Source organism: Pseudalkalibacillus hwajinpoensis, assembly GCF_039851965.1.
GTDB classification, from domain to species: domain Bacteria; phylum Bacillota; class Bacilli; order Bacillales; family Guptibacillaceae; genus Guptibacillus; species Guptibacillus hwajinpoensis_E.
In genome coordinates, this window is record NZ_CP156674.1 from 3,798,545 (window position 1) to 3,811,000 (window position 12,456).

A 12,456-nucleotide genomic window follows, 5' to 3' on the forward strand; every position below is an offset into this window, starting at 1 on the left:
GACATGAAGAAGAAAATTCGCGTATTAATTGCTAAACCAGGACTGGATGGTCATGACCGGGGTGCACTGGTTGTCGCGCAGGCGCTTCGTGACTATGGGATGGAAGTCATTTATACAGGATTAAGGCAATCTCCTAAGCAAATTGTGGCTGCTGCCATTCAGGAGGATGTGGATGCGATTGGACTATCTTGTTTGTCAGGCGCGCATAATGAACTGTTTCCGGAGATCGTATCCATGCTAAATGAAAGGGGAGCAGGGGATATTATTGTGGTCGGTGGTGGTGTTATTCCATGGGAAGACATCCCGTTTCTAGAATCCAAAGGGATTCAGAAGGTGTTTACTCCGGGTACACCAACAAAAGATACGGCGGTATTTATTGAAAAGGCTGTTTTCGAACGAGACGGTGTGCAGCAAACAGTGAAAGAACCACCGAAGAAAATTGATCACATCGGAATTGCTGTCTCTTCTCTTGAAGAAGCGCTCCCGTTCTATGTAAACCATCTTCATCTAAAACTTGAGGCAATCGAAGAAGTTGCCTCCGAAGGGGTAAAAGTGGCATTCATGAAAATTGGCGAATCGCGGCTTGAACTTCTCGAGCCGTTGAGTGAAGAAAGTCCGATTGCGTCTTTTATCCAAAAAAGAGGCGAAGGCATTCACCATATCGCCCTTGCGGATGATCGCATTGAAGAACGGCTGCGTGAACTATCATCAAATGGGATCAAGCTCATTCATGAAACACCTGTAAAAGGAGCCGGAGGAGCCAATATTGCTTTTTTGCATCCAAAGTCAACAGGAGGAGTACTTTACGAGCTATGTGAAAAGGATACGAAGGAGGCAGAATAATGGATATGTACGATAAAATTAATGAACTATACGATCGACGTAGAGAGGTAGAGCTTGGTGGTGGAGACGAGCGAATCAATAAACAGCATGAAAAAGGAAAGCTTACAGCTAGAGAACGAATTGATTTGCTTGTAGATCCTGGGACGTTTGTTGAACTTAATTCCTTTATTGAGCATCGATCACAGGATTTCGGTATGGCTGATAAGCGCGCACCGGGTGAAGGGGTTGTGACCGGGTATGGGAAAGTGGATGGAAGGCCCATTTATGTGTTTGCACAGGACTTTACTGTTTTTGGCGGTGCATTGGGTGAAATGCATGCCAAAAAGGTGGCGAACATAATGGATCTTGCTGCACGTAATGGAGCGCCCATCATAGGCTTGAACGACTCTGGAGGTGCGAGAATTCAAGAAGGTGTGGTATCATTGGATGGATATGGACATATCTTCTACCGCAATTCAATTTATTCTGGAGTCATCCCTCAAATTTCCGTTATAATGGGACCCTGTGCAGGTGGAGCTGTTTATTCACCTGCTATTACTGATTTTGTTTTTATGGTCGAGGACACGAGTCAGATGTTCATTACGGGGCCAAAGGTAATCGAGACAGTAACACGCGAGAAGATTTCAGCAGAAGATCTTGGTGGCGCAAAAGTCCACCGCTCAAAGAGTGGTAACGCACATTTTACTGGAAAAACGGAAGCGGAAGTTCTTGCAAGTGTTCGGCAACTTGTGAATTATCTGCCACTTAATAACCAAGAGAAAAGTCCCGTTAAAGAAAGCTCTGAACGTGATGATTTCTGTCCAGATCTTGCCGATATCGTTCCATTTGACTCTACTAGACCTTATGACGTTAGAAATGTTATCGATTCAGTCGTAGATCAAGATTCATTCATGGAAGTGCAAGAGCATTTTGCGAAGAATATCGTCATCGGCTTTGCAAGAATTAAAGGAGAAACCGTCGGAATGATTTGTAACCAGCCAAAAGTAATGGCAGGGGGACTTGATATCAATTCCTCAGACAAGCTTTCAAGGTTTATTCGCTTCTGTGACTCATTTAATCTTCCACTTATCACTTTTGAAGATGTAACTGGATTTTTCCCTGGCATTAAGCAAGAGCATGGAGGAATTATCCGCCACGGTGCGAAAATATTGTATTCCTACTCAGAAGCAACAGTTCCTAAAATTACGGTTATACTAAGAAAAGCGTATGGAGGAGCATATGTTGCCTTAAATTCAAAATCGATTGGAGCAGATCTCGTATACGCCTGGCCAAATGCGGAAATAGCCGTTATGGGGCCAGAAGGTGCAGCGAACGTTATTTTCGCTAGAGAAATTAACGAGAGCGATCATCCAGAGGAAACCCGAGCTGCGAAAATTGAAGAGTATCGTGAGAAATTTGCCAACCCTTACATAGCAGCTTCACGTGGGATGGTAGACGATGTGATTGATCCAAGAGAAACGAGAATCAAGCTTATTGAAGCTCTAGAACTAATGAGAAATAAGCAGGAAGAGCGCCCTAAGAAAAAGCATGGAAACATACCACTTTAAACCGAATCCCGGGAGGCACAACAGCATGATTAATGAACAAAGATTAGTGGACGAATTTTTAGAACTTGTCCAAATTGACTCAGAAACAAAACACGAGAAGAAAATTGCTGCCATTTTAAAAGAGAAGTTCACAGCACTTGGCGTTGGAGTAGAAGAAGACGACGCTGCTGATAAAACAGATCATGAAGCAGGGAACTTAATCTGCACACTTAAAGGCACAGTTGAAAGTGCAGATCCGATCTACTTTACTTCTCATATGGATACCGTTGTTCCTGGTAAAGGCGTTAAACCGACAATTGAAGACGGCTACATTTGGACAGATGGTACGACAATTCTGGGTGCTGATGATAAAACAGGCCTTGCAGCAATGTTCGAGGCGATCCGCGTCCTTAAAGAACAAAATATTGAGCATGGTACGATCCAGTTTATTATTACAGTTGGAGAAGAATCTGGCCTTCAGGGAGCAAAAGTACTAGATCCTTCAAAATTAATTGCTATGTTTGGCTACGCACTTGACAGTGATGGGGAAGTTGGCAAAATCATTACAGCTGCTCCTACTCAAGCAAAAATAAAGGCAACGATTTACGGTAAAACTGCACATGCTGGTGTAGCACCTGAAAAAGGTGTTTCGGCAATAACGATGGCAGCTAAATCGATTGCGAAAATGCCACTTGGCCGTCTTGATAACGAAACGACTGCAAACATAGGTCGCTTTGAAGGTGGTTCGCAGACAAACATCGTATGCGACTATGTTGAAGTTCTTGCTGAAGCACGTTCTCTAGTTCCTGAGAAGATGGAAGCACAAGTAGAAAAGATGAAGAATGCGTTTGAATCAACCGCTTCAAACATGGGTGGCTCTGTTGAGCTGGATATTCAAGTGATGTATCCAGGCTTTAAATTCAGTGAAGGCGACCATGTTGTTGAAGTCGCTAAAAAAGCAATGGAGAAAATTGGCCGCACGCCAGAGCTTCTTACAAGTGGTGGAGGTAGTGACGCGAATGTGATTGCAGGGCATGGTATTCCAACGGTGAACCTTGCTGTTGGATATGAAGAAATCCACACTAAAAATGAGCGTATGCCAGTGAAAGAATTAGTTAAGGTTTCTGAAGCTGTTGTATCGATTATTAAAGAAGTAGCGAATGGTTAAAAATTTTCAAGAACATTGTCATCTTTTTGACAATGTTCTTTTTTCATGTGCTCATGTCTGTGGCGCAGTTCCTATAATATGTTAAAATAGATTAGTATAATTATATTAATGAATTGGAAGCGGTGTTTAGATGGACTCTATTCAAACTCACAAACTCATGAACTATATGCGTGGAACATACAAAGTGCTGGAGAATGAATGGCAGAAAAACGCAAGAGCAATCGGGCTCACGCAAGCCGAACAGCATGTGATGTGGATCGTTTATATAGAAAAAGAAGTAACCATTACGAGAATTTCTGAAATTGGGCTATGGGATGTTTCGACTGTGATGCAGGTGTTAAAGCGATTGAAAAACAAAGCGTACGTCAGACTTGATAAGAAGTCGAATGACAGACGAGTATCTTATGTCAGTCTTACAGAAGAAGGCCAGGAGAAAATTGATGCTAGTGCCAGGTATTCTTATGCAGTCATGAAATACCTTGATGAATATAGAAACCAATCACAGGAAAATGCAGAGTTCCTTGATGCCATGTATCAATTCCAGATGGACTTCAACAAGCACTTCCATGGTCATGAATTTGTGAAATGGGTCGAAAAGCCCAAAGTTCCGACCACTTAAGACAGGATGGCCATCCTGTCTTTTGTTTTGTGGTGACAGGCACCACCCGGTTTTGCTCGAATGGTGTCGAATTGGATGGTAGTTAAGGGGGGAGAGCGATGGATCAGAAAAGTAAGCGTGGGCGGATCATTTTCCATGTTGATATGAATAGTTTCTATGCGTCTGTTGAAGTTGCTTATAATCCTGATCTTCAAGGGAAGCCCCTTGCGATTGCAGGTAATGTGGAGGAGCGGCGGGGAATTGTGGTTACGAGTAGTTATGAAGCGAGGACGAAGGGCGTAAAAACAACAATGCCCGTATGGGAAGCGAAGAAATATTGTCCAGAGCTTCTTGTCATGCCCCCTAACTTTCCGCTTTATCGAGAAACATCTCTTCAGATCTTCACATTACTCGAGTCTTATACCCCTATCGTCCAGCCAGTATCGATTGATGAAGGTTATTTGGATATAACAGACGACTGTGGAAATCGAAGCCCCATCGCTATTGCAAAAGAAATTCAGGAACGCATTCATAAAGAAATTGGTATTCCTTGTAGCATAGGCATTGCACCGAATAAATTTCTTGCAAAAATGGCTTCTGAAATGAAAAAACCGCTAGGAATTACAATTCTAAGGAAACGTGAGCTCGACGCGATGCTATGGCCGCTTGATGTAGGTGAAATGCACGGAGTAGGAAAGAAAACAAAAGAGAAATTACATGAACTTAAAATTAAAACGATTAGAGACCTGGCTCACGCCAATCCTGTTCAGCTTGAAATGAAGCTCGGAATTAATGGAAAAAGACTTTACGATCGTGCGAATGGGCGAGACGATCGTCCTGTTGATCCAAATGCGATAGATGAATTTAAGAGTGTGGGGAACTCAACTACGTTTCCTGAAGACCTCGTTGACAACCAGCGAATCAACGTGGCTCTGACGAATTTATCCGACTCTGTTGCTAAACGCATGGACAAAAAAGGAGTCTTAAGCTTTAATATTCAGCTTACAATCAAATACAACGATCGAACCACAGTTACAAGAAGCAGAAAGTTAGAAAACCCTGTCTCACAATCAGGAGATATTCTGGAAGCAGCAAGGCACTTACTTGAGAAACACTGGTCGGGACAGCCAATCAGGCTCCTTGGCGTCACGGGTCAACAGCTCGTAGATCGAAATGAAGCGACTGTTCAACTGGATCTGTTTTCATTCGAAGCCGATTCAAAACGAGTTAACCTTCAAAATACGATTGGATCAATACGGGCAAAGTATGGTGAGAGTTCGCTTCTAAAAGGAAATCAGTTTGGAAGAGACGGCAGTCATAAACTGCGGGATGAGAAACGACGAGGGACAAGTCTTGATCGCGATTTTCTCTGGAATTATAAAAACAAAAAGGAATAAGGCTCAACACTACCATAAAAAGATGAAGAGCCTGGTGGATGAAATGAAAGATTAGAAGAAATTAAAGAAGTGGAAAGAAGACTAGCAAAAGTAAATCAAATACTAGATGCGAGAGTAGAGGCACGGTTAAGTTAACTGTGCGCTTATATAGGTATCCCCATATGCTTCCTGCTAGTAATGCAGCTACTAGTAAGAGGAGGGCACCCGCATAAAGGTGCGCACTCATATAAAAAATGGCAGCGAGCACAACGGGAAAAGGGACGTTCATTTTTTCAAGATGATACTGAACAAACCCTCGCCAAAATAATTCTTCACCGGGGATGATTATGAGTATGAGACTCAGGTAATGCCATCCTATTTCTGGAGCGACAAGACCATAGAGGTCTTCTAATTGAGTAATTGACTCTGGAAAAATAGCCAGCATGATCAACTTCCCGAAGTAGAATACTAAATAAAGTAAGATCCCACTACCAACGCCCAAAACAGCGTGCTTGATTGAAGGAGCTTTCCACTTTGTTGAACGAAAAGAAAAAATTCCAAGACTAAGTAGCGAAACAGTAAAGAATGGCCAGAACAGATTAGAATAAAGAAAGAAAGATAGACACAATAATAAATGAGCTAGAATAATCGCTCCTGATAGTGATTTAGCAGTAGACATAAACGTTCAGCTCCTGTGAGACATTCTACATACAGTTTAGCGGATACAACTGTTGTTTGCGACTCGCAGTGCTTATTGGAAAGGAGAAGATGACAGTGGAGATTACATTTCTAGGTACAGGGGCAGGTGTCCCTTCTACGAAACGAAACGTTAGCTCTGCAGCGCTTCGACTGGATGATGGCGCTATCTGGCTATTTGACTGCGGAGAAGCCACTCAGCACCAGATCCTATCTGCTTCGATAACACTTAGTAAAATAACGAAACTATTCATTACGCATTTACACGGTGATCATATATTTGGATTGCCAGGTTTATTAGGAAGTCGATCTTTTCAAGGTGGAGAAACGGAAGTTGTTGTTTACGGTCCATTGGGAATCAAAGCCTTTATTGATAGCGCGTTATCTCTAAGCAAAACCTATCTGCGTTATCCACTACGTATAGAAGAAATAAGCGATGGTATTCAAATTCAAGAAGAGGAATTTAAAATTACTGTGGCATTACTAGAGCATGGCATTCAAAGCTACGGCTATCGGATCGAAGAAGCTGATAAGTCTGGATCATTGAATGTTAAGAAACTGGTGGAGTTAGGCGTTCAACCAGGTCCTATTTATCAGCAACTTAAGAAGGGAAAATCCATTGAACTTGAGAGTGGTCGGATCCTTCATCCAGATGAGGTAACTGGTCCTATTATTAAAGGTCGCTGTATTGTGATTTGTGGAGATACACGGTACTCCAGAAAAACAATAGATCTTGCAGAAAAAGCTGATATCCTTGTTCATGAAGCTACCTTTTCCCGGGAAAAGGAATCGCTTGCTTATGACTATTTCCATTCCACGACTACTCAAGCGGCGCATATTGCGCGCGAAGCAGGAGCGGGAGAGCTGTTGATTAATCATATTAGCTCGCGATATCAGGACTCTGATCTTCAAATCATGCTTGCTGAAGCGAGGTCAGTCTTTGCTAATTCTACTATTGTAGCAGATCAAACCACTTATCAAATCCCACCAAATAAAGCCGGCTCTTGAGCCGGCTTTTGCTTCTATCTGTACATCTAATAGGCGCTATCTACCACCCTCGCTCATATTGCTTTGGTGCTTGGAGGTCAGCTCCAAGTTCAGCTGCAGCAGTTCTAGCCCAGTAAGGATCCCTTAGTAGCTCTCTTGCAAGTAAGACTAGGTCAGCACGGTTATTTTGAATAATTTCTTCTGCTTGAAGAGGGTGTGTTATCATCCCAACAGCGCCAGTCGGAATTTCCGCTTGCTTTCGGATTTGCTCAGCATGCGTCACCTGATACCCTGGATAAGCGTTAATACGTGCAGGAACGACACCTCCAGTACTGCAGTCGATTATATCTACACCCTGATTCTTCATTTCCTTAGAAAAATAGATAAAGTCATCCATTGTATTTCCATCTTCGTGGTACTCGTCAGCTGAAATTCTCACGAAAAGAGGACCGTCCCATAATTCCTTTACCTCAGAAATGATTTTGCGTAAGAAGCGATAGCGCTTCTCTTTTGATCCTCCATACTCATCTGTTCGTTTATTGGTTAGAGGAGATAAAAATTCGTTGATTAAGTACCCGTGTGCGCCATGAAGTTCGATCACATCAAATCCTGCTTCATTCGCACGTCTTGCGCCTTCTTTAAAGGCGTGAATGGTTTCATTAATTTGACTGGTTGTCATTTCTTCGGGTGTTTTCATATCCTCATTGAACGGGAGAGGTGATGGGGCAATAATTGGCCCGTCGAGTACGGCTTTCCTACCAGCATGTGCGAGCTGAATGCCAACTTTAGCCCCCTGCTCCTGAGAAAGTTGCACAATCTTTTTTAGCCCATCGATATGTTCATCGCTCCAGATTCCGAGATCCTGTGGGGAAATACGTCCCTGTTCCGTCACTGCAGTTGCTTCGGTTATAATAAGGCCAGCCCTACCAACAGCCCGTGATGTATAGTGCGTGTAATGAAAACTTGTTGCTTTTCCGTCCTGTGCTTCGCATGAATACATACACATTGGACTCATGACAATTCGATTAGGCAATGTTATATTTTTAATTGTATAAGGTGTGAATAAAGCTGATCCCATAGTATCTCTCCTTTGGTACATGTTTCGTGTCCCTAAGAGTATAGCATGCACAATTCGATAAGTCGCAAATCATGCTTATCTCGTTATAAGAGTCCATACATATTTCCACCAGGGCTTCTTTATCTGTGAAAGATGGTTATTGTTCATGATGTCAAGCGCAAGGTCAGGCACATCTGTCATCAAACCATCCACTTCCCATTCCAGAAATTGTCTGATCCATCTCTTATCATTCACAGTGTAGGGTCGAATCGCGATGCCGTGGGAATGGACTGATTGAATCAGGGAGTGGTGAAGCGATTTGTAGTGAGGATGAAGAGCTTCGGCCTTTAATTTCTTCGCATAATGCCATGGTTCATGTAAGTTTCCTTTGTAGAGCGGTGCTGTTTCCACTTTCGACCATAATTTATGAACCTCCAGCAGGCGGTCATGTTCAAAGCTTGAAATCACCGTGTTTTTGTAAGAGCGGTATTTTTTAATTAGTGGAATGGTCGCTCTGGCTAGTTTATCATCATCCTCATTATAATATTTCAATTCGATGTTCAGCCACAGATCAGGATATTCCGATGCAAAGATAAGTACTTCTTCTAGAGAAGGAATCCTCTCATCTTTAAATGATGGTGCAAACCAGCTACCCGCATCAAGGTTTCTGAGTTCTGAGAAGCTTGTTTGTGTTACAATCCCTTTCCCTGCCGTTGTTCGTTTTAGAGTACGATCGTGAAACACGACAGGGATGCCATCTCTGGACAGTTGGACATCGATTTCTATGCCTTCAGCACCTATTTCGACAGCGCGTTTATAGGCGCTCATTGTGTTTTCAGGGCATTGTCTGCTTGCTCCTCTATGAGCGAAAATGATTGTCATCGTCTACCTCATTTCTTCTGGTCTTTTCAGAAACAGTATGTATAAAATATGATAACGGATGAAGCTATCATAAAAGTCCGTCTATTCCCATTAAACCTACCAAAAACAGGTTGTATTTGCAAAAAAACAGACATATAAGGGGGCGAAGGTATGGGGAAATGGCAAACGAAAGAGACATTAATGTATTTGCTATCGAGACTTGTTGAGTATCAAAGTGTTACAGGCACTTATCCTGAAGTTGCTCTAGCAGAGTATATTCATCTGCAGCTTCAGGATTTAGCTTATTTTCAAGAAAATCCGGAGCAGCTCTCACTTCACCCTACAAGTGACGGACGCTCTTTTGTAACCGGACTTGTTAAGAAAGGGACCTCGAAAAAAACTGTTATTCTCATCAGCCATTTTGATGTAGTCGATGTAGAAGACTACGGTCAGTTTAAAAACCTTGCCTTTAGTCCTTATGATTTAACTGATGAGATTTATAAAAATCTTGATAATATGCCAGAAGAAGTTCAGCAGGACCTTGAGACTGGAGAGTGGCTTTTCGGGCGAGGGGTTATGGACATGAAAGCTGGTCTTGCGCTTCAAATGAGTATGCTAGAAAAAGCGAGCATGGGTGCATTTGATGGCAATATACTTCTGCTTACGGTTCCAGATGAAGAAGTGAACTCTCTCGGTATGATTGAAGCTGTGCCTGTACTCGTAGAACTTGCCAAACAACATGGGCTGGAGTATACAGCGTGTTTAAATTCCGAGCCTGTTTTTACAAATTATCCAGGTGACCGGAACTTATACGTTTACACAGGTTCCATTGGTAAACTTCTTCCTGGATTTTTCTGTTACGGCCAGGAAACTCATGTTGGGGAGCCATTCTCAGGATTAAATGCGAATTATATGGCGGCGGAAGTGACGAGGGAACTTGAGCTAAATGCTGATTTTTGTGAAGTGGTAGATGGAGAAGTAACACCACCTCCAACGAACTTAATGCAAAAAGATCTAAAAGAAGAATATTCGGTCCAAATTCCACATGTAGGTGTTACCCTTTTTAACGTTCTCGGAATGGAAAGTACTATTCAGGATATTACCGATCAATTGTTGAAAGCAGTAAAAGTTGCAGCGAAACGAATAGAAGATCAGTATTTAACAAAAGCAAAGCACTTCGCTAAGCTTCAACACTATGAGCCAAAGCCTTTTCATGTGAGGGTGCTGACTTATGAGCAGCTGCATAATCGAGCGGTTGAGCTCTTTGGTGAAGCGGAGATTAAACGGCGTGAGGACTATATAACAGCGAATTTCAAGGATCTTGGTGATCGAGATCTTTCAACAAGAATGGTGTTTGACCTTGCGGCTTTATGTAAAGATGACGGGCCGATGATCGTTCTATTTTATAATCCGCCGTTCTATCCTGCCGTATCATCCAGAAACGATCCTTTTATACAGGAAACAATCAAGCGAGTTGTCTCCCATAGTGAGTCGGAGCACGAAGTAACGCTTAAGCCACAGCATTACTTTCCAGGGCTATCAGACTTAAGTTTCGTTGGACTTGAACGTACGAAAGAGACGATCAGACCCTTACAAGATAACATGCCACTGTATGGTCGGTCTTACAATTTGCCGCTCGATGCTCTAGAGCAGCTTAAGGTGCCTGTGATGAACCTTGGACCAAAAGGAAAAGATCCACATAAATGGACGGAACGCCTTGAATTAACTTATTCGTTTGGTACCCTGCACGAAATGCTGCCTTACACGATTCGTCAGTTGTTAAGGTAAGCGTCTTATTCCAAAGTAGAAGAATTTGCTATGATAGGAGTGAGGATTTGAAAAGGAGTCTTTTATGAAGAAAACAGTTCGTTTCGTTGCACTTGTAATTTTGCTTTCTTTTTCATATTTGCAGGGATTGCTCATTTTGCTCAAGGCGAGAGCTTTGGGGCAATGGTCCCTGGATGGGTTCCGTTTCGGCTTGGACTTGTTTACGTAACCGGATTGCTTGAGATCGTACTTGCCTTTCTTCTGCTAGTACCTCGGACGCGGAATCAGGCTGGGGTCTTGACGGCGATTTATCTCGTTGCGATCTTCCCAGCAAATATATATGCTGCTATTGTAGGTGTTCCAGCACCTGGGCAGGAAGATGTCAATTAGACCTTATTATGGATTAGACTGTTATTCCAACCGATTTTAATTTGGTGGGTAATCTGGGTATCGAAACCGAAAAATGGTATGGAGAACTAGCCATACTCTTTTAATGGAGGCAATTTTTTTCAACTTTTCATTGTTAATTAAAAGGGTTATTAGGGAATAGTAGTCATAGGAAATCGAAGGGAGTTTTTTAAATGGAGCAAAAGACAATCATGATTAAAGGTATGACGTGTGATCATTGTAAATCTGCTGTACGTACAGCTCTTCTCGAACTTGATGGTGTTTCGGCAGTAGAAGTTCACCTTGAAGAGGGAAACGCAGATGTGACATATGACTCAGATAAAGTTGCAGCTTCTGACTTAAATGAGGCGATAGAAGAACAGGGTTATGATGTTGAGTCATAATTAGAAAACCAGCTGACATGTCAGCTGGTTTTTTAGTAATAAAATATTGCAGGTATACCCTTTTTATCGTAATTTAAAAGGTATGTGCTGTGTCTTTCGCTCGAGCGATTGCATCCTGTTTAATTTCTTCTGCTTTCTCAGGCATTGCGTTATGTCCTTCAACAAATAGACCTTCGAAATCAGGGATGCCATAGAATTGCATCATGATTGAGAAGTACCTGTGCCCCATCTCCATTTCAGCGGCAGGGCTTTCGGAATAAACGCCACCACGCGCCTGAATGTGAATCGCCTTTTTATCAGTAAGTAGTCCAACAGGACCGTTCTCAGTATACTTAAAGGATTTACCGGCCACAGAAACTGAATCAAGATAAGCTTTCATTACCGGTGGAAAGGAAAAATTCCAGAGTGGGGTTACAAAAATATATTTATCAGCAGAAACGAACTCTTCGCTCAATTCGTTCAGCCGCTGTACTTTTTCTTTTTCGCTTGCGGATAGCTCTTCAAACCCTTTACCAGATTGAAGTTTACCCCAACCGCTGAATACATCAGCATCGATTTGTGGAATGTGCTCACGATATAGGTCAATGTGGACAACTTCATCATTCACATTTGCCTCTTTGTACGTATCGATAAATGCTTTTCCTACTGCCATACTATAAGACTGCGTATCGTCGTGCGGATGTGCTGTGATATATAGAACCTTTGCCATTACGAAAACATTCCTTTCAAATTCTTAAATATTTGCTTTGAATTAATATATTTTTAATTCAAGGTAAATTATATATG

General features: G+C 42.3%; 13 protein-coding genes. 9 read left to right on the forward strand and 4 right to left on the reverse strand.

Going from position 1 to position 12,456, the window contains the following annotated elements; all coding sequences use genetic code 11:
• Positions 1-3: 3 nt before the first annotated feature.
• The 5 genes from mce to ABFG93_RS19665 all read left to right on the forward strand — a co-directional run bounded on the left by mce (position 4) and on the right by ABFG93_RS19665 (position 5,532).
• Positions 4-843, forward strand: a complete 840-nt coding sequence (gene mce, locus ABFG93_RS19645; protein WP_347549696.1) for a methylmalonyl-CoA epimerase — start codon at positions 4-6, stop codon at positions 841-843.
• Complete coding sequence (locus ABFG93_RS19650; RefSeq protein ID WP_347549697.1) at positions 843-2,390, forward strand: acyl-CoA carboxylase subunit beta; 1,548 nt, start codon at positions 843-845, stop codon at positions 2,388-2,390. Before mce ends, ABFG93_RS19650 begins: the two co-directional genes overlap by 1 nt.
• 25 nt (positions 2,391-2,415) lie before the next feature.
• The gene (locus tag ABFG93_RS19655; protein WP_347549698.1) at positions 2,416-3,537 is read left to right on the forward strand and encodes a M20/M25/M40 family metallo-hydrolase; all 1,122 of its coding nucleotides are present in this window, start codon (positions 2,416-2,418) and stop codon (positions 3,535-3,537) included.
• A gap of 130 nt (positions 3,538-3,667) precedes the next feature.
• Entirely contained in the window at positions 3,668-4,156 is a 489-nt protein-coding gene (locus ABFG93_RS19660; RefSeq protein WP_347549699.1) for a transcriptional regulator, SarA/Rot family, read from the forward strand.
• 98 nt (positions 4,157-4,254) lie between these two features.
• Positions 4,255-5,532 (forward strand): DNA polymerase IV, encoded by a 1,278-nt coding sequence (locus tag ABFG93_RS19665; protein ID WP_347549700.1) that lies wholly within the window; start codon positions 4,255-4,257, stop codon positions 5,530-5,532.
• Between the two features lie 61 nt (positions 5,533-5,593).
• Here ABFG93_RS19665 and ABFG93_RS19670 read toward each other — a convergent pair whose 3' ends face one another.
• Positions 5,594-6,190 (reverse strand): CPBP family glutamic-type intramembrane protease, encoded by a 597-nt coding sequence (locus ABFG93_RS19670; protein ID WP_347549701.1) that lies wholly within the window; start codon positions 6,188-6,190, stop codon positions 5,594-5,596.
• Between the two features lie 95 nt (positions 6,191-6,285).
• Between ABFG93_RS19670 and rnz the strand changes: the two genes are divergently transcribed.
• On the forward strand, positions 6,286-7,215 hold the full coding sequence (rnz, locus tag ABFG93_RS19675; protein WP_347549702.1) for a ribonuclease Z: 930 nt from the start codon (positions 6,286-6,288) through the stop codon (positions 7,213-7,215).
• Positions 7,216-7,255: 40 nt separating this feature from the next.
• Here the strand turns inward: rnz and namA are convergent, their stop codons facing one another.
• Both namA and ABFG93_RS19685 read right to left on the reverse strand, forming a co-directional pair.
• Positions 7,256-8,272 (reverse strand): NADPH dehydrogenase NamA, encoded by a 1,017-nt coding sequence (gene namA / locus ABFG93_RS19680; protein WP_347549703.1) that lies wholly within the window; start codon positions 8,270-8,272, stop codon positions 7,256-7,258.
• 75 nt (positions 8,273-8,347) lie between these two features.
• The gene (locus ABFG93_RS19685) at positions 8,348-9,133 is read right to left on the reverse strand and encodes a glycerophosphodiester phosphodiesterase (RefSeq protein WP_347549704.1); all 786 of its coding nucleotides are present in this window, start codon (positions 9,131-9,133) and stop codon (positions 8,348-8,350) included.
• Positions 9,134-9,283: 150 nt separating this feature from the next.
• On the opposite strand from ABFG93_RS19685, the gene ABFG93_RS19690 reads away from it, so the two are divergent.
• The 3 genes from ABFG93_RS19690 to copZ all read left to right on the forward strand — a co-directional run bounded on the left by ABFG93_RS19690 (position 9,284) and on the right by copZ (position 11,670).
• Positions 9,284-10,900 carry a M20/M25/M40 family metallo-hydrolase gene (locus ABFG93_RS19690; RefSeq protein WP_347549705.1) on the forward strand — a complete coding sequence of 539 codons (1,617 nt, stop codon included), beginning with the start codon at positions 9,284-9,286 and terminating at the stop codon, positions 10,898-10,900.
• Positions 10,901-11,026: 126 nt separating this feature from the next.
• Entirely contained in the window at positions 11,027-11,269 is a 243-nt protein-coding gene (locus ABFG93_RS19695; RefSeq protein ID WP_347552903.1) for a DoxX family protein, read from the forward strand.
• A 191-nt stretch (positions 11,270-11,460) separates the two neighbouring features.
• Positions 11,461-11,670: a copper chaperone CopZ gene (copZ, locus tag ABFG93_RS19700; protein ID WP_347549706.1), complete on the forward strand. Its 210-nt coding sequence runs from the start codon at positions 11,461-11,463 to the stop codon at positions 11,668-11,670.
• Between the two features lie 73 nt (positions 11,671-11,743).
• On the opposite strand, the gene ABFG93_RS19705 is transcribed toward copZ, so the two are convergent.
• Positions 11,744-12,379, reverse strand: a complete 636-nt coding sequence (locus ABFG93_RS19705; protein ID WP_347549707.1) for an FMN-dependent NADH-azoreductase — start codon at positions 12,377-12,379, stop codon at positions 11,744-11,746.
• Positions 12,380-12,456 lie beyond the last annotated feature (77 nt).

Excerpts from the sequence above, each read along its gene's own strand:
- ABFG93_RS19660 (WP_347549699.1), top strand. The coding sequence starts at position 3,668 with ATGGACTCTATTCAAACTCACAAACTCATGAACTATATGCGTGGAACA.
- ABFG93_RS19690 (WP_347549705.1), top strand. The coding sequence starts at position 9,284 with ATGGGGAAATGGCAAACGAAAGAGACATTAATGTATTTGCTATCGAGA.
- ABFG93_RS19685 (WP_347549704.1), bottom strand. The coding sequence starts at position 9,133 with ATGACAATCATTTTCGCTCATAGAGGAGCAAGCAGACAATGCCCTGAA.
- copZ (WP_347549706.1), top strand. The coding sequence starts at position 11,461 with ATGGAGCAAAAGACAATCATGATTAAAGGTATGACGTGTGATCATTGT.
- ABFG93_RS19650 (WP_347549697.1), top strand. The coding sequence starts at position 843 with ATGGATATGTACGATAAAATTAATGAACTATACGATCGACGTAGAGAG.
- mce (WP_347549696.1), top strand. The coding sequence starts at position 4 with ATGAAGAAGAAAATTCGCGTATTAATTGCTAAACCAGGACTGGATGGT.
- ABFG93_RS19655 (WP_347549698.1), top strand. The coding sequence starts at position 2,416 with ATGATTAATGAACAAAGATTAGTGGACGAATTTTTAGAACTTGTCCAA.
- ABFG93_RS19665 (WP_347549700.1), top strand. The coding sequence starts at position 4,255 with ATGGATCAGAAAAGTAAGCGTGGGCGGATCATTTTCCATGTTGATATG.
- ABFG93_RS19705 (WP_347549707.1), bottom strand. The coding sequence starts at position 12,379 with ATGGCAAAGGTTCTATATATCACAGCACATCCGCACGACGATACGCAG.
- ABFG93_RS19670 (WP_347549701.1), bottom strand. The coding sequence starts at position 6,190 with ATGTCTACTGCTAAATCACTATCAGGAGCGATTATTCTAGCTCATTTA.
- namA (WP_347549703.1), bottom strand. The coding sequence starts at position 8,272 with ATGGGATCAGCTTTATTCACACCTTATACAATTAAAAATATAACATTG.